Source organism: Cupriavidus sp. SW-Y-13, assembly GCF_009793345.1.
In the GTDB taxonomy this organism is placed as follows: Bacteria; Pseudomonadota; Gammaproteobacteria; order Burkholderiales; family Burkholderiaceae; genus Cupriavidus.
In genome coordinates this window covers 2,872,901-2,897,114 of sequence record NZ_WHLX01000001.1, presented here as the reverse complement: position 1 = coordinate 2,897,114, position 24,214 = coordinate 2,872,901, and the positions used below count along the sequence as shown (strand labels likewise).

Here is a 24,214-nt window from a genome sequence, read left to right as displayed (position 1 = left end):
GCCGCCCATGCTTATCCGCCACCCGGGAACATCAACCGCGCAGGTCGAACGCTTCGGCCAGCAGTTCGTAAGTGCGCCGGCGCGCGGCATAGGACGCCGCCACGCTGAGCACCACCAGTTCATCGGCAGCGAAACGGTCGCGGATTGCCAGCATGCGCTCGGCCACCTGGTGTGGCGTGCCGCAGATCGTGCGTGGGCGCTCGCGCTCGATGATGACCCGGTCGCGTTCGGTGGGCGTGTAGGTTTCCGCCTGTGCCAGCGAGGGAATCGGCGCGTTGACGCCATAGGCCATCTGCAGGCGGCGGATATCCACGGCCTGCTCCAGCGCAGTGGCTTCCGCCTCCGTATCGGCGCAGATCACGAAGATCGCGGCGGCGCTGTACGCGTGGTCGTGATAACCGGTCTCGAAATCGTCCCGATACTGCTGCGCCACGGCGTGGCCGCCATGGGCGCTGATGAAGTGCGCAAACGCAAAGCGCAGCCCCATGCGCGCCGCCAGTGCACCACCGAAATCGCTCGATCCCAGTACCCAGAGTTCAGGCCTTGTGTCGATGTCAGGCTGCAGCAGGACGCCTTCGGCCAGATGGTCGGGCGGCACCTCGCCACGCAGCAGGAAGGACAGGTCCTGCACCTGCTGCGGGAACTGGTCGCCACGGTTGTACTGGCCCATGGCGACGGCCTGCGCCGTGCGCATGTCGCCACCGGGCGCGCGGCCCACGCCGAGGTCGATCCGGTTCGGAAACAGCGCTTCGAGCATGCGGAACTGCTCGGCCACCTTGAACGGGCTGTAGTAGGGCAGCATCACGCCGCCCGAACCCAGCCGAATCCGCTTGGTGACGCTGCCGAGCCGCGCCAGCATGACTTCGGGCGCCGGATTGCAGACGCCGTGCAGCCCGTGGTGCTCGGCGCACCAGTAGCGCGTGTAGCCGAGATCGTCGGCCATCTGGGCCAGTTCGACCGTGGCGGCGATGGCGTCGCGCGCAGTGTGACCATGGATGACCGGGCTCTGGTCGAGCACGGACAGGCGCAGCTTGGGGCGGGTATCGCTCATGATGGGCGGTCTCGGGCAGTCTCAGACAGGCTTGCGCGGCAGGCGTTGGCCGATGGCGCCGATCAGTTCGCGGGCCAGTGACAGCTTGTCGGCGCGCGGCAGGCGCGTCATGCCGTTGGCGTCGAACAGGACGATCTCGTTATCGTCGAGGCCGAACGTGTGATGGCCGATGTTGCCAACGAGTAGCGGCACGCCCTTGCGCTGGCGCTTCTGCTCGCCGTACTGCTCCAGATTCTCGCTTTCGGCGGCGAATCCCACGCAGTAAGGCGCATCGGCGCGAGAGGCCACCGCAGCCAGGATGTCGGGGTTCTGCACGAACTGAAGGGCCGGCGTATCGGAATCGTTGGCTTTCTTGAGCTTCTGCTGCGACACCTCGGCAGGTCGCCAGTCGGCCACGGCGGCTACCGCCACGAAGACATCGACATCGCGCAGCTGCGCCATCACGGCGTCGTGCATCTGCAGCGCGCTGCGCACGTCGGTACGTGCCACGCCACGCGGCGTGGGAAGCGCAGTCGGACCGGCCACGAGCAGCACGTCGGCACCCGCTTCGCGCGCGGCACGCGCAATCGAAAAGCCCATCTTGCCCGACGACAGATTGGTGATGCCACGCACCGGGTCAATCGCTTCGAAGGTCGGCCCGGCTGTAATCAGTACGCGCTTGCCGGCCAGCGGCTTGGGCTGGAAGAACGCGATCAGATCCTCGACCAGTTCCTCGGGTTCGAGCATCCGCCCATCGCCAATCTCGCCGCAAGCCTGATCGCCACTGCCTGGGCCGAGAATCGCCACGCCATCGGCACGCAGTTGCGCTGCGTTGCGTTGAGTGGGCGCCGCGGCCCACATCTGGCGATTCATTGCCGGTGCCACGAGCAGCGGACATTCACGCGCGATGCAGAGCGTGCTCAGCAGGTCGTCGCAGAGGCCATGGACCAGCTTGGCCAGAAAGTCCGTGGAGGCGGGCGCGATCAGGATGGCATCGGCTTCGCGGGAGAGGTCGATGTGCGCCATGTTATTGCCGACGCGCGCGTCCCACTGCGAGAGAAACACCGGGCGTCCGGACAGCGCCTGCATCGTGACCGGCGTGATGAAGTGCGTCGCCGCCTCGGTCATGGCCACCTGCACGGTGGCGCCGGCCTTGGTCAACAGCCGAACCAGCTCGGCCGACTTGTAGCACGCAATGCCACCGGTCAGGCCAAGGACGATGTGCTTGCCGCGCAGATCCATGGGGAAGGACTCTTCAGAATTCGGAGGTTCCGCATGATACCGCTGGCGGGGGAGGTGTGTCTTTGCTCCCCTCTCCCGCAAGGCGGGAGAGGGGAGAAAACAAGCAGGAGAGCAAAGGCTCAGTGCCGCCTTACCCGCCTCAACTCATCCACGATCAACAGCACCGCACCCACCGTGATCGCGCAATCCGCCACGTTGAACGCCGGGAAGTGCATGTTGCGCAGGTGGAAGTCCAGGAAGTCGATCACGTGACCGTGGAGGATACGGTCGATCACGTTGCCGATGGCGCCGCCGAGGATCAGCGACACCGCCAGGCAAAACATCTTCTGTCCCGTGTGGCGATACAGCAGCCAGATGATGAAGCCGCCCACCACGACGGCCAGCAGCGTGAAGAACCAGCGTTGCCAGCCGCCCGCGTCAGCCAGGAAGCTGAACGCGGCGCCCTTGTTGTAGACCAGCACAAGGTTGAAAAAGCTGGTAACCGGGCGCGACTCGCCGTAGGTGAACGACCGCGAGATCACCACCTTGAAGAACTGGTCGAGCAGCACGACCAGCGCGGCAAAGGCCATCCACAGCAGTGGGGTGACGTTGGTGCTGCCTTTCTTCTTGCTGCGGGCCGGAGTGGTGCGCGTGGGACGCGTGGAGGACGATGCCATCAGGCGTGGCTCCTGTGTTCACCGGCGCCGAACAGGTTGCTGTCGCAGCGGCCGCAGAGGGTGGGATGGGCGGGGTTGTGGCCCACGTCGGCGCGGTAGTGCCAGCAGCGCTCGCACTTGGCGTGCTGCGACGGCGTGACCGTCACCAGCAGGTCACCGCCTTCGGGAGCCGGCGTGACCTTGGCGGCCGACGTCAGCAACACGAAGCGCAGGTCGTCGTCCAGGCTCTGCAGCGCAGCCAGCACAGGGCCACCGGCCGCGATCGTGACTTCGGCCTGCAGCGAAGAACCGATCTCGCCTTCCACGCGCACAGCTTCGAGCTGGCGCGTGACCTCGGCGCGGACCGTACGGATGTCGTGCCACTTCTGCAGCAGGTTGTCCGCATCGTCCATACTCGGCACGTCGTAGTACGTGCTCGTGAAGATGGTGTCCGTGTGCTCGGTGCCGTGGGCAAAGATCTGCCACGCTTCCTCCGCCGTGAACGAGAGGAACGGGGCCATCCAGTGCAGCATGGCTTGCGTGATGTGGTAGATCGCGTTCTGCGCCGCGCGACGGTCCTTCGAATCAGGCGCCGAGGTGTACAGACGATCCTTGAGCACGTCGAGGTAGAAGCCGCCGAGGTCCTCGGAGCAGAACGTCTGCAGCTTGGCCACCACCGGATGGAACTCATACTGCTGGTAGTGCGACAACACTTCCTTCTGCAGTCGCTCGGTCAGCGCCACGGCGTAGCGGTCGATCTCCAGCCATTCCGACGCCGGCAGGGCATGCTTGCCGTGGTCGTAGTCGGTCAGGTTGGCCAGCAGGAAGCGCAGCGTGTTGCGGATGCGGCGATAGCCTTCCACCACGCGCTTCAGGATCTCGTCGGAGATCGACAGCTCGCCCGAATAGTCGGTCGAGGCCACCCACAGGCGGATGATCTCGGCGCCCATCTTGTTCGAGATGTCCTGCGGCGCCACCGTGTTGCCCACCGACTTCGACATCTTGCGGCCTTCGCCATCGACCGTGAAGCCGTGCGTCAGCAGTGCCTTGTACGGCGGCTTGCCGTACAGCATCGACGCGGTCAGCAGGGACGAGTGGAACCAGCCGCGGTGCTGGTCCGAACCTTCGAGGTACAGGTCAGCCAGGCGGCCATCGGGCTGGTCGGCCGACGGATCGTACAGTTCGTCACGATGCGAGCCGCGGATCACGGTCCAGTGCGTGGTGCCGGAGTCGAACCACACGTCGAGCGTGTCGCGGTTCTTCTCGTACAGGGCGGCTTCCTCGCCGAGCAGTTCCTTCGGGTCGAGCGATTGCCACGCCTCGATGCCGCTCTTTTCCACGCGCTTGGCCACTTCTTCCAGCAGCGCGGGCGTGTTCGGGTGCAGCGCGCCGGTTTCCTTGTGGATGAAGAATGCCATCGGCACGCCCCACTGGCGCTGGCGCGAGAGCGTCCAGTCCGGGCGGTTGGCGATCATGTTGTGCAGGCGCTGCTTGCCCCAGGCCGGGAAGAACTCGGTGTTGTCGATGCCGGCCAGCGCGGTCTCACGCAGCGTTGCCGAATTGTCCACCGGGGTCACGTCCATGCCCGCGAACCACTGCGACGTGGCGCGGTAGATGATCGGCGTCTTGTGACGCCAGCAGTGCATGTAGCTGTGCTCGTACTTGTGCGAGTTGAACAGGTTGCCCGATTCGCGCAGCACTTCCACGATCTTCGGGTTCGCGGCCCAGATCGACAGCCCGCCGAACAGCGGCAGCGTGCTGGCGTAGACGCCATCGCCCATCACAGGGCTGATGATGTCGGCGTCGGCCATGCCATGCGCCTTGCACGACTGGAAGTCTTCCACGCCGTAGGCCGGTGCCGAGTGGACGATGCCGGTGCCGGTATCGGTGGTCACGTAGTCGCCCAGGTACACGGGCGAGGTGCGTGCGTAGCCGGCATCCATCTTTGCCAGGGGATGGTGGAAGCGCACCTCGGTCAGCGCATCGCCGCGTGCGGTGGCAACGATCGAACCTTCCAGCGCGTACGTCTTCAGTTGTTCTTCGACACGATCCTTCGCCAGGATCAGGAAGCCGCGCGGCGTATCCACCAGCGCGTACTCCACTTCCGGGTGCATGTTCAGCGCCTGGTTGGACGGGATGGTCCACGGCGTGGTGGTCCAGATCACCACCCAGCCCGGCTTGCCTTCGAGCGTGGCCAGCGGCACGTGGAATGCGTGGGCGATCTTGTCGGCTTCGGCAAACGGGAAGCCCACGTCGATCGACAGGTCGACCTTGTCCTTGTATTCCACTTCAGCCTCGGCCAGCGCCGAGCCGCAGTCGAAGCACCAGTTCACGGGCTTGAGGCCGCGGAACACGTAGCCTTTCTCCATGATCTTGCCCAGCGCACGCAGCTCGTCCGCTTCGTTGCTGAAGTTCATGGTCAGGTACGGATTGTCCCAGTCGCCCAGCACGCCCAGGCGCTCGAAATCCTTCTTCTGGCGGGCGATCTGCTCGGTGGCGTAGGCGCGCGCCTTGGCCTGGACTTCCTGCACGGGCAGGCCCTTGCCGAACTGCTTCTCGATCTGGATTTCGATCGGCATGCCGTGGCAGTCCCAGCCCGGCACGTAGACCGCGTCGAGGCCGGTCAGCCCGCGCGCCTTGATGATCATGTCCTTGAGGACCTTGTTCACGGCGTGGCCGATGTGGATGTCGCCGTTGGCATACGGAGGGCCGTCATGCAGCACAAATTTCTTCGCGCCTTTACGGGCGGCACGGATCTTCTTGTAGAGCTGCTTGTCCTGCCACTGCTTGACCCACAGCGGCTCGCGCTTGGGCAGATCGCCGCGCATCGGGAACGGGGTATCCAGCAGGTTGACCGGATACTTGCTTTTTTCAGGCTTGGCGCGTTTGTCGTCGGACATGTTCGATTCTCGGGGCAATTCGTGAGGCGCGGCGCAGGGAAGCGCGCCGCGCGCGTGTCATTTCGGATGAGGCAGGGCGGGTCCGGCGGCGATGCATCAGGTGCACACGCGCTGCCGGCCGCTAGCTAATTCGGTCGGTGGCGGACGTGGCGAAGTCGCGCCGGCCACCCCCTGCCTCGGGCGCGCTCAGGCCGAAGAACGCACGCGCGTCCTCGGCGTCCTTGGCGATGGCGGCGGTCAGTGCGTCCAGCGAATGGAAACGCTCCTCGTCGCGTAGCTTCTTCATGAACTCCACGCGCACGAGCTTGCCGTACAGGTTCTGGTTCACGTCGAACAGATGCACTTCCAGCAGCACGCGGCCCGCATCCTCGACGGTCGGCCGCACGCCGATGCTGGCCACGCCGGGCAGCGGGTGGTCGGCAATGCCATGCACCTGCACCACGAAGATGCCGTTCACGGCAGGCCGCTTGTGCGAGATCTTGAGGTTCAGCGTGGGGAAGCCGAGGTTGCGCCCCAGCTTGCGGCCGTGAATCACGTGCCCGCTGATGGCGTAGCCGTGGCCCAGCAGCCGGCGTGCGTGTTCGAGATCGCCGTCGGCCAGCGCCTGGCGTACGGCGGAGCTGGAGATGCGGATGCCGCCTTCGGACACCGAACCCATCTGCTCGACATCGAAGCCGAATTCGCGACCGGCTTCCTTCAGGTAGCTGAAGTCACCGGCACGACGGGCGCCAAAGCGGAAATCGTCGCCCACCAGCACCCAGCGCGCGTGCAGGCCGTTCCACAGCACGTTCTCGACGAACTGTTGCGGCGACTGCGCGGCGAAATGGGCGTTGAAGTGCTCCACGACCACCCGATCCACGCCATTGCTACGCAGAGCGTCGAGCTTGTCGCGCAGCAGGGCGATGCGGGTAGGGGCGTGCTCCGGCGCGAAAAATTCGCGCGGATGCGGCTCGAATGTCATCACGCACAGCGGCAGGCCACGCGCATCGGCGGCCGCACGGGCGCGCGCGAGCAACGACTGGTGGCCGCGATGCACACCGTCGAAATTACCGATGGTGAGCGCGCAGGGCGCCCGGCTTTCGGCGTTGGGCAGGCCGCGGAAGACTTTCACGAGGACGGCGGACGAGCGTTTTAGGGAAAGCGAGCATTATAAGGCGAATGGCCCGCGTTGCCCCCTGCCTGGCCGAATTGCCGACTCGACGCCGATGGGGGTGTGGGCAAGCTGCCAAAAATGGCGAATTTATGGCGAATTGCACCGCCGGGCGATGGCGTGAGGCGGAGAAAGGCGGCATGATATGCGCCATTCGGAACATGAACCGCACGATTCCTGCAACGGTCAGCCCCCGTCCAACCCTGTTCGCGGGAAGCTTTTTGCAGTGGGCTGTCGTCGCCACGATACCGGGCACTCCACTCTTGAACGCGCTGCTTAACAAGCTACTGCCGCCCCCCGGACCGCAGCTGGACACCGAAACTCGGGCCAAGCTGCTGGTCACCGTCCATCGGGTCTCGCCCACGGCCATTGCGTCCTCGGTGCTGCTCCCCGGCCTGACCGCCTGGACGTTCTGGTACGAAGCCAACCAGGTGGCGCTGCTGCTCTGGTGCGCCATCATGCTGGTGCTGACCGTCGCCGGTAGCTGGTTTTACGTAGGCTTCAAACGCGACAGCGGCAAGATGAGCCGCTCGGCGCACACGCGCAAGTGGTGGAACAACATGCGCGCCATCGCCTTCCTGACAGGCCTGACCTGGGGAAGCTCCGCGCTGCTGCACCTCTACACCAGTTCGATGGTGTTCTCCGCCGTGCTCTACCTGCTGACGCTCGGCGTGCTGGCGGGGGGCGCCACGTCCCAATCGCCGATTCCGTCGAACCTTGTCTTCGCCGGGGTGCCGATCCTGGTGCCCAATATCCTGCTGGCCGATTTCGCCTTCCCCGGCCATGGCGGGTACGTGCAGATCCTGCTCGTGATCTACGCGCTGATGCTGGCGCGCCACTCGTTGAATCTGCAGCACACGCTGGTGCGCGCCATCCAGCTGGAATCGGAAAGCCGGCGGCTGGCCAAGCAGTTCCAGGAGGAAAAGGAGCGGGCGCTTCATGCGAGCGAGGAGAAATCGCGTTTCCTGGCTGCGGCAAGCCATGACTTGCGCCAACCCGTGCATGCGCTGGTGATGCTGGTGGAGGCGCTACGGGCCCGGAACCAGTCAACTGCGTTACACCCCTTGGTGGAGCAGGTGGCCGCCGGCACGCAAACCATCGACCTGCTGTTCCGCTCGCTGCTGGATCTGTCGAAGCTCGAAGGGCGCAAGGTGCTGCCCACGATGGAGCCGTGCGAACTCAACGCACTGGTGAACGACGTGATGAGCCAGTTTGCTGCCGATGCGCGCGAGAGCGGCCTGACGCTGACGCCGCGCGTGCCTGACGAACTCTATGCGATGGCCGAGCCGGTACTGCTGCGTCGGGCGCTCTTCAACCTTGTGCAGAACGCGCTGCGGTACACAAAGCGCGGCGGCATCCTGGTGACAGCACGGCAGCGCCGCAAGCACGTGCGCGTGGAGGTGTGGGATACCGGCGCGGGCATCACGCCCGAGCATCTGCCGGAAATCTTCTCGCCGTACTACCAGGTTCACAATCCGCAGCGCGATCCGTCGCAAGGGCTCGGCCTGGGCCTGGCGATCTTCAAGGAATGCGTGCGTCTGATGCGCGGAACCTACGGCGTGCGTTCGGTGCCCGGCAAGGGTTCGGTATTCTGGTTTGCATTGGCGCCCGTGCCGGACGAGACCGTGGCCAGCGTGCGCGCGATGCGCAAGAATGCGCAGGCCGAGGAGGCGCGGCAGGATCGGCTGCGCGGCACGGTACTGGTCGTCGATGACGACAGTCAGATCCGCAAGGCGTGGATTGCGCTGATGGAGGCGTGGGGAATTCGTGTCGCGTGTGCCGCGCACGGGCAGGAGGCCGACGCGTTGTTCGCCAAGGGGCTGAAGCCGGACATCATCTTCTGCGACCTGCGCCTGCCCGGCAACGAAAACGGACTGGATCTGCTGGAACGCTGGCAGACCACGCAACCGCAGGCGCGCAGCGCGCTGCTGACGGGCGACCTGAAATCCGCGGCGCTGTTGGCGGCCGAGGACGCGGGCTACTTCGTGCTGCCCAAGCCCGTGGACCCCGCCAACCTGCGCATGCTGCTGCGCCGCTGGCTGACTGCGGTCTGAGAAGCGCTGGACGAGGAGCCGGCGCTTACTGGCGCAGGCGGAACCGCTCCATTCGCGACATCACCTGCATGCGCGTGCGTACGCCAAGACGTTGCAGGATGGCGGATACGTGTTCCTTCACCGTGTTCTCGGTCAGGCCGAGCTTGCGCGCGATGACCTTGTTCGGCAGTCCTTCCAGCACCAGTGCCAGCACGGAGCCCTGACGCGGCGTCAGGCCCAGTTCGGCGGGCGTGACCGGAATGCCGTGGGCGGGTCCGAAGGCCTGCGAGCGTCCCGACAAGGCTTCATCGGTCGGAAAACTCGTATCGCCAGCCAGAACCTTTCGCACGGCGGCCGTGAAGGCGTTGGCATCGAGGTGTTTGCCAACGAAGCCGCAAGCGGACAGCGCGCGTGCACGGCCCACGATCTCGGGCGTGGCTTCGGCGGACATGAAGATGAAGCGCGCGCCGGGAATCACGGTCTTGAATGCCTGCATGGCGTCGAAGCCAGTGCCGTCATTCAGCCAGATATCCAGCAACACGATATCGGGACGGAGTCCCTGGTTCAGCGAGTGGAGAGCTTCCTTGGCGCTACCGGCAGCATGTACTGCAACGTCGGGCATCACCTCCGCGAGGAACGCGGTGGTGCCGGAAAGAGCCATAGGATGATCATCGACCACCAACAGAGTCGGTGCAGCGTTCGACATGCGTATTCCCGTCTAATTTCCCATTTCGCCCTTGTTGTCACCGTTTTCCTAGAAATCGGCGCGTGGACGTAAAGCCCACTCTAACAGAGCGGGGTGCGCGTCACAATCGGTCGCAACATGGTGTTTCTTGTTGCATACGTCCCCAAAAGCGTTGTCCCGTGCGCGTTTCGCGGTAATTAAGTGCCTAATGTGCATGCTTTACAAGCGTTTGCACCACAGCTTGGTAGAATCGCGGCGATGAAAAATATTGTCATATTGATTTCCGGGCGTGGCTCCAATATGGAAGCGATCGTCCGGGCCTGCGCAGCCGAGCGATGGCCGGCGCGCGTGGCTGCTGTATTGTCGAACCGGCCCGATGCGTCGGGGCTCGCGTTCGCTGCCGATCACGGTATCGCCACAGGCGTGGTGGACCATAAGCTGTTTGCCGACCGTGCTGCATTCGATGCCGCGATGCGCGACGCCATCGAGGCGTACCAGCCCGATATCGTTGTGCTGGCGGGGTTCATGCGCATTCTGACGACGGAGTTCGTCGAGCACTTTGCCGGCCGCATGCTCAACATCCATCCCTCGCTGTTGCCGAGTTTTCCGGGCATGCATACGCATCGCCAGGCGCTGGACGCGGGGGTCAAGTTGCATGGCGCGACCGTGCACTTCGTCACGCCGCAACTCGATCATGGCCCGATCGTGATACAAGCTGCACTCGATGTACTGCCAGGCGACACACCCGAGTCCCTGGCCGATCGTTTGCTCGATAGCGAACATGTCATCTACCCGCGCGCTGTGCGCTGGTTTGTCGAAGACCGCCTGCAATTGCAGAACGGCGTTGTTCAAGTTCAACCGGCCGAACCCCAATGGTTCATGGCCATCTCGCCCGAAGCGGCAGGAAAACAGCCATGAGTCGTAATCCCTCTTCCACCCCGGACAATCGCCAGCGCCCCCGCACCAACAAGGGCAAGGGCAGCCCGATTCGCATGGCGCGCCAGCCTGGCACCGATGGCCCGCGCAATCCGGGTGGCCTGCAGGCCTTCCACTTGCAGCACATCGAGCGACTGCTCGGCAAGGTGCTGCTTTTCGCGCGTCCTTCGGATGCCGTGGTCAGCTACTACTTCCGAGAAAATAACAAACTTGGCCATCGTGACCGCGGAATCATTGCGGAAGCGATTTTTGCAGTGTTGCGTAGACGCGTCGAATTTGGTCAATTTGCGGAAAGCGGCACAGGCTCCGCCACCCGCCGCCTTGGTCTGCTGGGACTGGCCTCGACGCTTGGCCGCGACGTGCTGACGCCGTTCCTGTATCCCGATGAAGCCGAGTGGCTGGATCGCCTGACGACGATCGAACGCTCGAGCCTGGCGCAGCGCGTGCGTGCCAACTTGCCGGAGTGGCTTTACGACGATCTGGTTGCGCATCATGGCGAGCCGTTCACGGCTGCCATCGGCGATGCCTGGCTGCGTCCGGCGCCGCTGGACCTGCGTGTGAACACGGCCAAGCTGTCCCGCGAGGAAGCGCTGGCCGAACTCGAAACCGCCGGGATTGCCGCGGAACCTGCACCAATGGCGCCGGCCGGTATCCGCCTCAAGGGCAAGCCCGCGCTGAACCAGCTGCCGCTGTTCATCAACGGTGGCGTGGAAGTGCAGGACGAAGGCAGCCAGTTGCTGTGCCATCTGGTGGCACCGAAGCGTGGCGAAATGGTGGTGGACTTCTGCGCAGGCGCGGGCGGAAAGACGCTGGCGCTGGGCATGCAAATGCGTTCGACCGGCCGGCTCTATGCCTTCGACGTTTCCGAAAAGCGACTGACCAACCTGAAGCCGCGTCTGGCACGTAGCGGCCTGTCCAATGTGCATCCCGTGCTGATCGATTCGGAACGCGACGCCAAGGTCAAGCGGCTGGCTGGCAAGATCGATCGCGTGCTGGTGGATGCACCTTGCAGCGGCCTCGGCACCCTGCGTCGCAACCCCGATCTGAAATGGCGCCAGTCGCCAGAGTCGATCATCGAGCTGACCGCCAAGCAGGCAGCCATCCTCGAAGCAGCCGCCAAGCTCGTAAAGGGTGGCGGACGGGTCGTGTACGCCACTTGCAGCGTGCTTGAAGCGGAAAACGAAGCCATCGTCCGCGATTTCCTCGCCAAGAACGAGAATTTCCGACTGGTGCCGGCCGCCGAAATCTTTGCCGAACAGAAGATCGAGGTGCCCAACTTGCCGGCAGAAAGCGGCATGTTGGCGCTTTATCCGCACGTTCATCAGACCGACGGCTTCTTCGCTGCCGTGCTGGAACGCACGCGTTGATATCCCGTTGAACGCTGATCCGTGCCGATGAACCCTACCACGCTGGCCGAGCTGACGAACTCGCATTCCGTTCTGGGCAAGTTGCTCGACGATCTGATCCACGATGCCGGAGGGCCGGGCTTCTTCTGGCAGATCGGCGTGCTGGTCGGCAGCCTTGCCGTGGCATGGCTGCTGGCGCGATTCGTCGTGCGGCGTCTGGAATCGCGCCACGAAGACGCGAGCTTCGCCCTGCGGCTGGCCGCTGTCAGTCTCGAAAAGGCGATGTTCCCGCTGTTCGGCTGGCTGCTGGTGCTGGTGGCGCGTTTTGCGCTGGCGCCGTTCGTTTCGGTCAGCGTGCTGCGCCTCGCCCTGGTACCGCTGTTTGGCATCACATCGCTCTATATCGCCTTCTACGTCCTGCGCCGCGTGATATCCGCCAACGGCCAGTTGCACGGCATGCTTGTGCTGGTCGAGAAAGTGCTGACGACGCTGGTGTGGGTGGGCATGGCGCTGTACGTCACCGGCGTGCTGCCCGACGTGATCCGCTGGATGGAGGAGATGCGCTTCCCGGTGGGCGGTAAGCACCCGATCAGCGTGGCCGACGCACTGATGGGCGTGGTCTGGATTCTGCTGACCGTACTGGTGGCGATGTGGTTCGGCTCGTGGCTGGAGGAGCGTCTGATGCGCGCTCGCAGCCTCGATGCCAATCTCAAGGTGGTGCTGACGCGCGTGGCCAAGGCGCTGCTGCTGCTGGTTTCGCTGCTGCTCAGCCTGTCGCTGGTGGGAATCGACCTGACGGTGCTGTCTGTGTTCGGTGGCGCACTGGGTGTCGGTCTTGGCCTGGGTTTGCAGAAGATCGCCAGCAATTACATCTCGGGATTCATTATCCTGCTGGACCGCTCGGTGACGCTGGGTGACCAGATCACCGTAGACAAGTACACAGGCATCGTCTCGCAGATCCGCACGCGCTATACCGTAGTGCGCAACGGCGATGGCGAGACGCTGGTGCCAAACGAGCAACTCGTCGCCCAGGCGGTGCAGAACCATTCGTTCTCGGGCACCAATGTCCGCGTGGCGGTGCGCGTGCAGGCCGACTATGCGACCGACCCGGAGACTGTGATCGGCCTGCTCGAGACTTGCGCGGCCGATATCCCGCGCGTTCTGGCGGAACCGAAGCCGGCGGCGTTCCTCGTCATGTTTGGCGATAGCGGTATCGAGTACGAATTCGCGGTCTACATCGCTGATCCTCAGAACGGCAAGCTGGGCGTCCAATCCGCAATGAATCGTGCAATTTGGCGGACCTTCCAGGCAAATGGCGTGTCTATTCCCTATCCGCAACGTGAGTTGCGTGTGCTTAACGACACTTCTTTGCCCACGGCGGCAGTCATTGCATCCAGCTAGGTAGCCTCTGGGCCACCTTCGGGAACATTTGGCAGATTGGGTTATCGAAGTCGGGGAAATAGCGGATGTCCCCTCCGCGCCAATCCGGTAGAATGCCGGGTTGTCGTGGGTATACGAACTTCGATATCCGCCACCCCCACACCAGACAACCGCCAGATTGCAGCGGTTCGTGCCTCGGCCTGGCGCCCCTCAAGGTTCCGCCCGCGCCAGAAAGCTATCGCAATCGATGATTTTGCAGTCTTTTTTCTGCGCGACAGGTGCGCCGCACAGTGGTGCCGCGCTGCAAACACTCGTTTTACGACGGAGAACATAGTTTGTTCGACACAATTCTTGACTGGGCCGCCAACGGCCTCGCCAACTGGTCCTGGTGGGAGATCGTGATCTACACGCTCGTGATGACCCACATCACGATCGCAGGCGTGACCATTTTCCTGCACCGCTGCATGGCGCACCGGTCGCTGGATCTGCACCCGATTGCCCAGCATTTCTTCCGATTCTGGCTGTGGATGACCACGGGCATGGTGACGAAGGAATGGACCGCCATTCACCGTAAGCACCACGCCAAGTGCGAGACCGAGGACGATCCGCACAGCCCGCAGACGCGCGGTATCCGCAAGGTGCTGCTGGAAGGCGCCGAGCTGTATCGCGCCGAGTCCAAGAACAAGGAAACGATCGCCAAGTTCGGTCATGGCACGCCCAATGACTGGGTCGAGCGCAACGTGTACTCGCGCTTTGGCTGGCAGGGCGTTGGCCTGATGCTGATCATCGACCTCGCGCTGTTCGGCGTGATCGGCATGACCGTGTGGGCCGTGCAGATGCTCTGGATCCCGATCCATGCCGCCGGCATCATCAACGGCCTGGGTCACTGGTGGGGCTATCGCAACTACGATTGCGAGGATGCTTCGACCAACGTGTCGCCGTGGGGCTTCATCATCGGTGGCGAGGAACTGCACAACAACCACCACACGTACCCGACGTCGGCCAAGTTCTCGATCAAGTGGTACGAAATCGATGTGGGCTGGTGGTACATCCGCGCGATGCAGTCGGTTGGCCTGGCCAAGGTCAAGAAGACTCCGCCGAAGGCTCGCCTCGTGGAAGCGCGCGAAGTGGACCACAACACGCTGGAAGCCATCATCGCCAACCGCTACGACGTGATGGCGCGCTATGCCAAGGCGCTGAAGGCCGCGTACCGCGACGAACTGCGCAAGCACAAGGAAGGCGGCTCGCCGGAATACACGCACTACAAGCCGGCGCGCAAGTGGTTCCATCGTGAAGAGATGAAGCTGGGTGTGCCGCAGCGTCAGCAGTTGGCCACCATCACCGAGCAGAACAAGATGCTGCACACGTTCGTGGAAATGCGTCGCGAACTGGCCGTGATCTGGGGCCGCTCGAACATGACGCGCGAGCAGTTGCTGGCGCAGTTGCAGGCCTGGTGCCATCGCGCCGAAGCCAGTGGCATCCAGGCGCTGCAGGAGTTTTCGCTGCGCCTGCGCCGATACGCCTGATACAATCGGCAGCACGCCCGTCATGGCTAGAAAGCCCCGCCCTCGGCGGGGCTTTTTCTTTTTGCTGCACGCCCCATGTTGCTGGCAATAGACCGCGTGATGCAAAGCGCGGCGGCAACTGGGTGCCCCGAGGAGTATGTGAAGAGATGACCCCCCAAACGATCAAGACCGTCGAGTTCGAGAAGCCGAACCTGACGGATGCCGAAAGCGCTGCCAGCGGCAGTTGTGTGGCCCATGCCTGGGCCAAAGTGCCTCCCGCGATCACCCCGGACGAACGTGCCGCGCTGAAGGACCGCATTCGCAGACTGCTCAAGGAGCGCAACGCGGTGCTGGTTGCGCATTATTACGTCGATGCCGACTTGCAGGATCTGGCAGAAGAGACGGGCGGCTGTGTGTCGGACTCGCTGGAGATGGCTCGCTTCGGCCGCGATCACGCCGCGCAGACGCTGGTGGTGGCCGGGGTCCGCTTCATGGGCGAGACCGCCAAGATCCTGAGTCCCGAGAAGACCATCCTGATGCCTGACCTTGATGCGACATGCTCGCTCGATCTCGGCTGTCCGGCGGATGAGTTCACCGCGTTTTGTGACGCTCACCCCGATCGCACCGTGGTGGTCTACGCGAACACCAGTGCCGCGGTGAAAGCTCGCGCGGACTGGATGGTGACGTCGAGCATCGGCCTGAAGATCGTCGAGCACCTGCATGCGCAGGGCAAGAAGATCCTCTGGGCGCCGGACAAGCATCTGGGCAGCTACATCCAGAAGGAAACCGGCGCCGACATGCTGCTGTGGCAGGGCTCGTGCCTGGTGCATGACGAGTTCAAGGGCATCGAACTGGACCTGCTGCGCCGCGAGCATCCGAAGGCGAAGATCCTCGTGCATCCGGAGTCGCCGGCCAACGTGGTGGAACAGGCCGATGTCATCGGCTCGACGAGCCAGTTGATCGCCGCCGCGCAGAATCTCGATGCCAATGAGTTCATCGTGGCCACCGACAACGGCATCCTGCACAAGATGCGGATGGCCGCGCCAGGCAAGGTCTTCATCGAAGCCCCGACAGCGGGCAACAGCGCAACGTGCAAGAGCTGCGCGCACTGCCCGTGGATGGCGATGAATGCCCTCACGAATCTGGCGGAAGTGCTGGAGACGGGGCGCAACGAGATCCACGTCGATCCAGTCATCGGCCGCAAGGCGGTGGTCTGCATCGACCGCATGCTCGATTTCGCCGCCGCGCAGAAGGCCAATGTACGTCCCGCTGCCGACCTCGCCACGGAAGGCGCGCTGTTCCAGGGAGTGGGTCCGGCATGAGCGTGAATCCGATTTTCGATAGTTACGGTCCCGCGCTGGCGTTGGCGCTCGACGCCAATGTGAAAGCGGCCATCGCCGAGGATGTGGGTTCCGGTGACTTGACCGGTCTGCTGGTGCCGGCCGACAAGCTGGTGCAGGCGCGCGTGATCGTGCGTGAATCGGCAGTGCTATGCGGACGGCCATGGTTCGAGGCCAGCATGATGGCCGTGGACGAACGGCTGCGCGTGACGTGGCACAAGGAAGAGGGCGCGCGGATGTCGCCCGACGAACTGGTGTGCGAAATCGCGGGTCCGGCGCGCGCGCTGCTGACCGCCGAACGTCCGTCGCTGAACTTCCTGCAACTGCTCTCCGGTGTCGCCACGGCCACGCGTCGTTATGCAGATCTGATTGCCGGCACGCGCGCACGCGTGCTCGATACCCGCAAGACCCTGCCGGGCCTGCGGCTCGCACAAAAATATGCGGTGAAGGTGGGCGGCGGCGAGAACCAGCGGCTGGCGCTCTATGACGGCATCCTGATCAAGGAAAACCACATTGCCGCTGCAGGCAGCATCACGGCGGCGGTGCAGGCGGCGCTAGCACTGGGCGCCGATGCCTCGATCCAGGTTGAGGTCGAGTCGATTGCCGAATTGCAGGAAGCGCTGGAGGCTGGTGCGAGATCCATCCTGATCGACAACTTCACCGTGGACATGATGCGCGAAGCTGTCGCGGTCAATCGCGAACGTGCATTGCTGGAAGTGTCGGGTGGCGTGAACTACGAATCGATCCGCCAGTTCGCCGAAACCGGCGTGGACCGTATCTCGGTGGGCGCGCTGACGAAGGATGTCAGGGCGACGGACTACTCGTTGCGGGTGGTGGGGTAGGTAGTTTCTTCCCCTCCGTAGTTTTGGCTCCCCTCTCCCGCCGTGCGGGAGAGGGGAGAAAACAATTGGTGGGGCGAAAGGTTAACGCCGGCTCGCCCGTCCCGCTCGCCCACTCAACGGCTGCAACACCGAAGGCAGCGCCTTCGGCAAGGTGTCCGGATAGTCGCGGCTGAAATGCAATCCGCGGCTTTCATGGCGTGAATACGCGCTTTCCACGATCATCGACGCCACTTCCACAAGATTGCGTAGCTCCAGCAGGTCGCGCGTCACGCGGAAGTTCGCGTAGTACTCGGCAATTTCCTCACGCAACAACCCGATGCGATGTTGCGCACGTTCCAGCCGCTTGTCCGTGCGCACGATGCCGACGTAGTTCCACATCATCCGGCGCAGCTCATCCCAGTTGTGCGACACCACTACTTCCTCATCCGCATCGGACACGCGGCTCTCGTCCCAGGCGGGCAAGGCGATGTCCGGCGCGCCTGCCTTGCCATGCGCAGCGATGTCGGCGGCCGCAGCCTGGCCGATTACCATGCATTCCAGCAGGGAGTTCGATGCGAGCCGGTTGGCCCCGTGCAGGCCGGTGCAACCGGTTTCGCCCACGGCATACAGGTTGCCGATGTCGGTGCGGCCCGCCGTGTCGGTCACCACGCCGCCGCAGGTGTAGTGTGCAGCCGGTACGACGGGAATGGGCTGTTTCGTGATGTCGATGCCCAGTTCAAGGCAGCGCGCGTGAATCGTCGGGAAGTGTTCCTTCAGGAACGATTCGGGCTGATGTGTGATGTCGAGGTAGACGCAATCGAGGCCGCGCTTTTTCATCTCGAAGTCGATGGCGCGCGCCACCACGTCGCGCGGCGCCAACTCTGCGCGGTCGTCGTGGGCAGGCATGAACCGCGTACCGTCAGGCAGCTTGAGCAGGCCGCCTTCGCCGCGCACCGCCTCCGAAATCAGGAAAGACTTTGCGTACGGATGGTAGAGGCAAGTCGGGTGGAACTGGATGAACTCCATGTTCGCCACGCGGCAGCCCGCGCGCCACGCCATGGCGATGCCATCACCGGTAGCGGTATCGGGGTTGGTCGTATAGAGATAGACCTTGCCGGCGCCGCCAGCAGCCAGCACGGTTTGCGTGGCGGTGATCGTGTGGACTTCGTCGGTCGCCGCGTCGAGTACGTAAAGACCGTAGCAGCGGTTGCCGGGCAGGCCCAGTTTTGCCGACGTGATGAGATCGATCGCGAACTGGTCTTCGAGGATCGTGATGTTCGGATGCTTGCGCGCCTGCTTGGTGAGCGTGGAGACCACGGCGTGACCGGTGGCATCGGCGGCGTGGATGATGCGTCGATGGCTGTGGCCGCCTTCGCGCGTCAGGTGGAAACCAAGTTCGGCCTGGGCGTCGCGCGTGAACGGCACGCCTCGGTCGATCAGCCACTGGATCGCATCGCGGCCATGTTCGACGATATAGCGCGTGGCCTCCTCATCGCAGAGTCCTGCGCCAGCGACCAGCGTGTCCTGCGTATGCTCGGCGTGACTGTCGCCGGAGTCCAGTACTGCAGCGATTCCACCCTGCGCCCAGTCGCTCGCCCCGGCTGTCATGCTGCGCTTGCTCAGGATAACTACCTTGTGGGTATCGGCAAGTTGCAGCGCGACGGTAAGGCCGGCCAGACCGCTGCCGACAATCGCGACATCGAAGTTCATGGTGCGGGGGATCGCCTGGGGCGAATGGGCGTGTGGGGACCGGGAAGTCTACACCCGACTGCCACAATCCTGACATCTTTCCCTTGTACGACAAGGGTTGCAGGGTGCGGCAGGCTCGGAAAGCGCGTCCCCACAATGCAAAAAGCCTCGCGGATGCGAGGCTTTCGGCTGGATACCACGGATCAATTACTTGATCTTGGTTTCCTTGTAAGGCACGTGCTTACGGGCGACGGGATCGAACTTCGAGATCTCCATCTTTTCCGGCATGGTGCGCTTGTTCTTGGTGGTCGTGTAGAAATGACCGGTACCTGCGGTCGATTCCAGCTTGATCTTGTCGCGTCCGCCTTTGCTGGCCATGGTGTACTCCTAATTAGACTTCGCCACGTGCGCGCAGATCTGCGAGCACGGAGTCGATGCCTTTCTTGTCGATCAGGCGCAGACCGGCGTTCGAGACGCGCAGGCTCACCCAGCGGTTTTCCGATTCAACGAAGAAGCGGCGGTTCTGCAGATTGGGCAGAAAACGGCGCTTGGTCTTGTTGTTTGCGTGGGAAACGTTGTTGCCGACCATCGGCGCTTTCCCGGTCACTTGACAGACGCGTGCCATGAAGCACTCCTAAATCTTATTCGTGGACAATGTTCGCAACAGATCAACAAAAGGCGCGCGGGCCCGGACTGCAGCGGATTGGTAATTCAGCAAGACGAACATTATAGACCGGAAACAAGCGGCGAATCAATGCCTTCCGATGGGTTCGGAAGAAGACTGTTGCGCTGTGCCGCCAGCATCACGTTGCAAGTGGTGCGTCGGAAAGCCGGTCTGGTTCTGGACATCGCACTGACTGATGCGTACTGCGATGCGGGCCACACTGTAATAGGGGAACCGGGCAATGTCCAGCGCCAGAGCGCCGGAGTCGCATACAATGGCGGCTGTTGACTGGTTGACTCACATGACTCTGCAAACTGCTGCACCGGCCGCGGCCCCCAGCGGCACCGCCGCACGCAAGACCGTACAGGTCGATTCCTTCCTGACGCTTCACTACAGCATCTCCCTCGAGAACGGTACCGAAGTTGTCAGTACCTTCGAGGAAAAGCCCGCCACGCTGTTGCTGGGCCAGGGGCAGTTTGCCCCGACGCTCGAACAGGCATTGCTCGGCATGCCCGAGGGCGAGCGCATGACGTACCGCCTGGCGCCGGAACTGGCGTTCGGCCCGCGCAATCCCGAACTGCTGCAGTGGGTCTCGCTGGCCACGCTGCGCGAGAACAGCTCGTTCGAAGAGGAATACAGTCCCGGCGATCTCGTCGAATTCAATGCACCCGGCGGCGGCAAGTACGCTGGCGTGCTCAAGGAATACGGCGACACTGCGGCACTCTTCGACTTCAATCACCCGCTGGCCGGACAGACGATTCTGTTCGACGTCCAGCTGATCGGAATACTCTGATGTCTGCCGTGGCAATGGAACGCAGCATGACCGATACCACCACCTCCGCCGATGCGGAGATCCTCATGGCGCAACCGCGCGGCTTCTGTGCTGGCGTGGACCGCGCCATCGAGATTGTCGAGCGCGCGCTGGCGCTGTTCGGCGCGCCGATCTACGTGCGTCACGAGATCGTGCACAACGCCTACGTGGTGGCCGACCTGCGCAAGAAGGGCGCAATCTTCATCGACGAACTGGAGGAAGTCCCCTCCGGTTCGACGGTCATCTTCAGTGCGCATGGCGTGTCCAAGGAAGTGCGCGCCGACGCGGCGCGTCGCGGCCTGACGATATTCGATGCCACCTGCCCGCTGGTGACCAAGGTCCACGTCGAGGTGGGCAAGATGCGCGCGGAAGGTTGCGAGATCATCATGATCGGCCACAAGGGGCACCCCGAAGTGGAAGGCACGATGGGGCAGTCCGAGGCGGGCATGCTGCTGGTGGAGTCCGTCGAGGACGTGCAGGCGCTGACGGTGGCAGACCCGACGCAACTGGCCTATGTCACGCAGACCACGCTGTCGGTAGATGAGACCGCGGAGATCGTGCTGGCGCTCAAGGCGCGGTTTCCGCAGATTCGCGAGCCCAAGAAGCAGGACATCTGCTATGCCACGCAGAACCGCCAGGATGCCGTGAAGTTCATGGTGCCCCAGGTGGAAGTCGTGATCGTGGTGGGCAGCCCGAACAGCTCGAACTCCAATCGCCTGCGTGAACTGGCAGACCGCCTGGGTGTGCCGGCCTACATGGTCGACGATCCTGACCAGCTCAAGCCGGAGTGGGTCGCGGGCAAGCGCCGTATCGGCCTGACCGCCGGTGCATCGGCGCCCGAGGTGCTGGCGCAAGCCATCGTCGAGCGCCTGCGCACGTTTGGCGTGAAGTCCGTGCGTGCCCTGGAAGGCGTCGAGGAGAACATGTCGTTCCCGCTGCCGCGTGGATTGGCGAACCTGACGCCGGGCGCCTGACCACGCCAGGGCGCTCCGTGCGCCCATCTGCTTACGAACGCCGCTGCGCCTCCGCCAGCGGCGTTTTTGTTTTTGCGCTGTGCCGTGTGACGACTGTTTGATGCGGGCGCGTGCCCGTCGCCCATGCCGCGCACCGACGCGGTGCGCGCCGCTATTGCGCTATACAACAGACATTCAAAGCCGCTTTCGCACGCGGTTATTTGTCCAAATCCCCGCAAACCCGCATTCCACCGTCGGAATTCTCCGATTAATAGCGGAATAACCCCATGCTTGACCAAACAATATCAGGGTAATCCCGATGACTGGGGTTTTCCCTATTATGGTGCGCCGTTGCATTCTGCACATTAGAGATGTTGCTCGATATATGAAATGAAATGCCTAATTAATTAAGCGGGCATTATGGGTGGCGCTGGAGAAGCTTCATCCGTGCCGAATGCGCCTCTGCAGGCGCTGTAGGCACGATTCTTGAAAGGGAAGGAGACGGGTCCGCCAAGTTGGCTTTGATTGCCCCAATCTGTGCATTGGGGAAATTCCCTAGCTCATTTGGTGGGTAAAAGGTTCAGGTTGTTGCGTCGCGTATTGCATCCTCAAAGAAAGGGGATACAATGCGCGCGTTTCAAATTGAAACTAATCAAAGGCGGTCCAGGGATTACGTCCGGGAGGCGTAACTAAAACCCTGTTTTTGTGAATCCTAGGAGATCACTCATGCAATTCACGTTTGCCAAGATTCTGCCGATCGCGGCCGCTGTGGCGCTGGTCGCTGCATGTGGCAAGAAAGAAGAAAAGCCGGTTGACACGGCAGCCTCCGCACCGGCCGCTGCGGCCCCCGCAGCAGGTGGTGGCGATGTCGTCGTCAAGATCGGCCACGCCGCTCCGCTGACTGGCGGCATTGCCCACCTTGGCAAGGACAACGAAAACGGCGCGCGCCTGGCCGTCGAGGAAGTGAACAAGGCCGGCCTGGAAGTCGGCGGCAAGAAGATCAAGCTGGAACTGGTGGGCGAAGATGACGCCGCCGATCCGAAGACCGGTACCGCCGTGGCCCAGAAGCTCGTGGACGCCAAGGTCGTGGCCGTTGTGGGCCACCTGAACTCGGGCGTGTCGATTCCGGCCTCGAAGATCTACAGCGATGCAGGCATCGTCCAGATCTCGCCGTCGTCGACCAACCCCGACTACACGAAGCAGGGCTTCAAGACCACGTACCGCGTGGTGGCCACCGATGCCCAGCAGGGTCCGGCACTGGCCAACTACGCCGCCAAGAGCCTGAACGCCAAGAGCGTGGCCATCGTCGACGATGCCACCGCCTACGGCAAGGGCCTGGCCGACGAGTTCGAGAAGACCGCCAAGGCTGCAGGCGTGAATGTGGTGGCACGTGAAGCCACCAACGACAAGGCCACGGACTTCAAGGCCATTCTGACCAAGATCAAGGGCAAGAAGCCGGACGTGATCATGTACGGCGGCATGGATGCCACCGGTGGTCCGTTCACCAAGCAGGCCAAGGAACTGGGCATCACCTCGAAGATCGTGGGTGGCGACGGCGTTTGCACGGACAAGGTGGCCGAACTGGCTGGCGATGCCGTGACGAACCTGATCTGCTCGGAAGCAGGCCTGGCCCTGTCGAAGATGGAAAACGGCGCCGACTTCCAGAAGCGCTACCAGGCTCGTTTCAACGCACCGGTGCAGATCTACGCACCGTTCACCTACGACGCCGTGATGGTGATCGTGGACGCGATGAAGCGTGCCAACTCGGCTGAACCGGCTGCCATCCTGGCCGAAATGCCCAAGACGAACTACAAGGGCGTGATCGGCAACATCGCCTTTGACGAAAAGGGCGACATGAAGGAAGGCACCATCACGCTGTACGAGTACAAGGACAAGAAGAAGTCCGTCCTCGACGTCGTGAAGATGTAATCCGGGCTTACCGGCCCACCTGAACGGCACCGTGATGACATTGCGGTGCCGTTCTTTTTAGTCTCGCCAACGTGTTAGCGGCATCCTTACCATGGATGGAACAGGGCGGGCAGCACACCAGCAACTGAGTACAACCTACCCTTACCATCCACATTACCGTCCCATCCACGGCATCCACACCATGCCGGCCGGAGCGGGGCCGAAGCAGGAGTTTTCATGGATATCTTTATCCAGCAGATCGTGAACGGTCTGGTGCTCGGCAGCATCTACGCGCTGATCGCACTGGGCTACACCATGGTCTACGGCATTCTGGGCATCATCAACTTCGCTCACGGCGATGTGCTGATGATTGGCGCGCTGACCGCATTGTCGGCAATTCTTGGGCTGCAGAAATTTGCACCCGGCCTGCCCGAATGGCTGACGCTGGTGATCGCCACGCTGATCGCCATGCCTGTCTGTGCAGTCCTCTCGTACACCATTGAACGCGTAGCCTACCGGCCATTGCGCAATGCGCCGCGCCTGGCTCCGCTGATCACCGCGATCGGCGTCTCGATCATCCTCCAGACCGTGGGGATGCTGATCTGGTCGCGCAACCCGCTCACGTTCCCGCAACTGCTGCCCTCGGAACCGATCGACATCGGCTCTACCGGCGCCACCATCACCGGCAAGGAAATGGTCATCATCGGCCTGGCCGTGATGGTCATGTCCGGCCTGCTGGCCCTGGTGAACCGCACCAAGCTCGGCCGCGCCATGCGCGCCACCGCCGAGAACCAGAAGGTGGCGGGCCTGATGGGCGTGAACCCCAACTTCGTGATTTCGGCCACGTTCATGATCGGTGCCGCGCTGGCAGCGCTGGCAGGCGTGATGATGGCGACGAACTACGGTAATGCGCACTTCTACATGGGTTTCATCCCCGGCCTGAAGGCGTTCACCGCCGCAGTGCTGGGCGGCATCGGCAACCTGGCAGGCGCCATGGTGGGCGGCATGCTGCTGGGGCTGATCGAGGCACTGGGTGCCGGCTACATCGGTGATCTGACGAATGGTGTGTTCGGCTCGAACTACCAGGACGTCTTTGCGTTCATCGTGCTGATCATCGTGCTCGTCTTCCGTCCGTCCGGCATCATGGGCGAACGCGTGGCCGACCGCGCCTGAGGGGGGAGACCGA

20 protein-coding genes are annotated in these 24,214 nt (G+C 63.2%); 11 read left to right on the top strand and 9 right to left on the bottom strand.

The genetic code is table 11. The features are described 5' to 3' along the window. Positions 1–31: 31 nt before the first annotated feature. From GA566_RS12910 to GA566_RS12890, 5 genes are all read right to left on the bottom strand, one after another. Positions 32–1,051: an LLM class flavin-dependent oxidoreductase gene (locus GA566_RS12910; RefSeq protein ID WP_137928624.1), complete on the bottom strand. Its 1,020-nt coding sequence runs from the start codon at positions 1,049–1,051 to the stop codon at positions 32–34. A gap of 21 nt (positions 1,052–1,072) precedes the next feature. After that, a complete protein-coding gene (coaBC, locus tag GA566_RS12905) occupies positions 1,073–2,272 on the bottom strand; it encodes a bifunctional phosphopantothenoylcysteine decarboxylase/phosphopantothenate--cysteine ligase CoaBC (RefSeq protein ID WP_160472926.1) in 1,200 nt (399 codons plus the stop codon). Positions 2,273–2,391: 119 nt separating this feature from the next. Continuing rightward, complete coding sequence (gene lspA / locus GA566_RS12900) at positions 2,392–2,928, bottom strand: signal peptidase II (protein ID WP_137928626.1); 537 nt, start codon at positions 2,926–2,928, stop codon at positions 2,392–2,394. After that, positions 2,928–5,807, bottom strand: a complete 2,880-nt coding sequence (gene ileS / locus GA566_RS12895) for an isoleucine--tRNA ligase (RefSeq protein ID WP_160472925.1) — start codon at positions 5,805–5,807, stop codon at positions 2,928–2,930. Before ileS ends, lspA begins: the two co-directional genes overlap by 1 nt. A gap of 121 nt (positions 5,808–5,928) precedes the next feature. Beyond that, on the bottom strand, positions 5,929–6,918 hold the full coding sequence (locus GA566_RS12890) for a bifunctional riboflavin kinase/FAD synthetase (RefSeq protein WP_137926098.1): 990 nt from the start codon (positions 6,916–6,918) through the stop codon (positions 5,929–5,931). Positions 6,919–7,220: 302 nt separating this feature from the next. On the opposite strand from GA566_RS12890, the gene GA566_RS12885 reads away from it, so the two are divergent. Continuing rightward, positions 7,221–9,011 carry a hybrid sensor histidine kinase/response regulator gene (locus GA566_RS12885; RefSeq protein WP_137926099.1) on the top strand — a complete coding sequence of 597 codons (1,791 nt, stop codon included), beginning with the start codon at positions 7,221–7,223 and terminating at the stop codon, positions 9,009–9,011. A gap of 25 nt (positions 9,012–9,036) precedes the next feature. Here the strand turns inward: GA566_RS12885 and GA566_RS12880 are convergent, their stop codons facing one another. Then, positions 9,037–9,696 carry a response regulator transcription factor gene (locus GA566_RS12880; RefSeq protein ID WP_137926100.1) on the bottom strand — a complete coding sequence of 220 codons (660 nt, stop codon included), beginning with the start codon at positions 9,694–9,696 and terminating at the stop codon, positions 9,037–9,039. Between the two features lie 237 nt (positions 9,697–9,933). Here GA566_RS12880 and purN point away from each other — a divergent pair, with 237 nt between their 5' ends. From purN to nadC, 6 genes are all read left to right on the top strand, one after another. Then, on the top strand, positions 9,934–10,593 hold the full coding sequence (gene purN, locus GA566_RS12875; RefSeq protein ID WP_137926101.1) for a phosphoribosylglycinamide formyltransferase: 660 nt from the start codon (positions 9,934–9,936) through the stop codon (positions 10,591–10,593). Further along, positions 10,590–11,978, top strand: coding sequence for an RsmB/NOP family class I SAM-dependent RNA methyltransferase (locus GA566_RS12870; protein ID WP_160472924.1), 1,389 nt, complete (start codon positions 10,590–10,592; stop codon positions 11,976–11,978). The genes purN and GA566_RS12870 overlap by 4 nt, the downstream gene beginning before the upstream one ends. Positions 11,979–12,005: 27 nt before the next feature. Beyond that, the gene (locus GA566_RS12865) at positions 12,006–13,358 is read left to right on the top strand and encodes a mechanosensitive ion channel family protein (RefSeq protein WP_137926103.1); all 1,353 of its coding nucleotides are present in this window, start codon (positions 12,006–12,008) and stop codon (positions 13,356–13,358) included. A 314-nt stretch (positions 13,359–13,672) separates the two neighbouring features. Beyond that, complete coding sequence (locus tag GA566_RS12860) at positions 13,673–14,863, top strand: acyl-CoA desaturase (RefSeq protein ID WP_137926104.1); 1,191 nt, start codon at positions 13,673–13,675, stop codon at positions 14,861–14,863. Between the two features lie 146 nt (positions 14,864–15,009). Next, the gene (gene nadA, locus GA566_RS12855) at positions 15,010–16,164 is read left to right on the top strand and encodes a quinolinate synthase NadA (RefSeq protein ID WP_137926105.1); all 1,155 of its coding nucleotides are present in this window, start codon (positions 15,010–15,012) and stop codon (positions 16,162–16,164) included. Continuing rightward, the gene (gene nadC / locus GA566_RS12850) at positions 16,161–17,024 is read left to right on the top strand and encodes a carboxylating nicotinate-nucleotide diphosphorylase (protein ID WP_137926106.1); all 864 of its coding nucleotides are present in this window, start codon (positions 16,161–16,163) and stop codon (positions 17,022–17,024) included. Before nadA ends, nadC begins: the two co-directional genes overlap by 4 nt. Before the next feature lie 81 nt (positions 17,025–17,105). Here nadC and nadB read toward each other — a convergent pair whose 3' ends face one another. The 3 genes from nadB to rpmB all read right to left on the bottom strand — a co-directional run bounded on the left by nadB (position 17,106) and on the right by rpmB (position 19,317). Then, the gene (nadB, locus tag GA566_RS12845; protein WP_160472923.1) at positions 17,106–18,713 is read right to left on the bottom strand and encodes an L-aspartate oxidase; all 1,608 of its coding nucleotides are present in this window, start codon (positions 18,711–18,713) and stop codon (positions 17,106–17,108) included. Between the two features lie 186 nt (positions 18,714–18,899). Then, positions 18,900–19,070 carry a 50S ribosomal protein L33 gene (gene rpmG / locus GA566_RS12840; protein ID WP_008644909.1) on the bottom strand — a complete coding sequence of 57 codons (171 nt, stop codon included), beginning with the start codon at positions 19,068–19,070 and terminating at the stop codon, positions 18,900–18,902. Positions 19,071–19,083: 13 nt separating this feature from the next. Further along, positions 19,084–19,317: a 50S ribosomal protein L28 gene (gene rpmB, locus GA566_RS12835; RefSeq protein WP_006575661.1), complete on the bottom strand. Its 234-nt coding sequence runs from the start codon at positions 19,315–19,317 to the stop codon at positions 19,084–19,086. Between the two features lie 340 nt (positions 19,318–19,657). Between rpmB and GA566_RS12830 the strand changes: the two genes are divergently transcribed. The 4 genes from GA566_RS12830 (at position 19,658) to GA566_RS12815 (ending at position 24,201) form a co-directional block, all read left to right on the top strand. Further along, positions 19,658–20,149: a peptidylprolyl isomerase gene (locus GA566_RS12830; RefSeq protein WP_160472922.1), complete on the top strand. Its 492-nt coding sequence runs from the start codon at positions 19,658–19,660 to the stop codon at positions 20,147–20,149. Continuing rightward, the gene (gene ispH, locus GA566_RS12825; RefSeq protein ID WP_137926109.1) at positions 20,149–21,141 is read left to right on the top strand and encodes a 4-hydroxy-3-methylbut-2-enyl diphosphate reductase; all 993 of its coding nucleotides are present in this window, start codon (positions 20,149–20,151) and stop codon (positions 21,139–21,141) included. The genes GA566_RS12830 and ispH overlap by 1 nt, the downstream gene beginning before the upstream one ends. Before the next feature lie 705 nt (positions 21,142–21,846). Beyond that, entirely contained in the window at positions 21,847–23,049 is a 1,203-nt protein-coding gene (locus GA566_RS12820) for a branched-chain amino acid ABC transporter substrate-binding protein (RefSeq protein ID WP_137926110.1), read from the top strand. 216 nt (positions 23,050–23,265) lie between these two features. Next, positions 23,266–24,201, top strand: a complete 936-nt coding sequence (locus tag GA566_RS12815) for a branched-chain amino acid ABC transporter permease (RefSeq protein ID WP_137926111.1) — start codon at positions 23,266–23,268, stop codon at positions 24,199–24,201. The last annotated feature ends 13 nt before the right edge of the window (positions 24,202–24,214 follow it).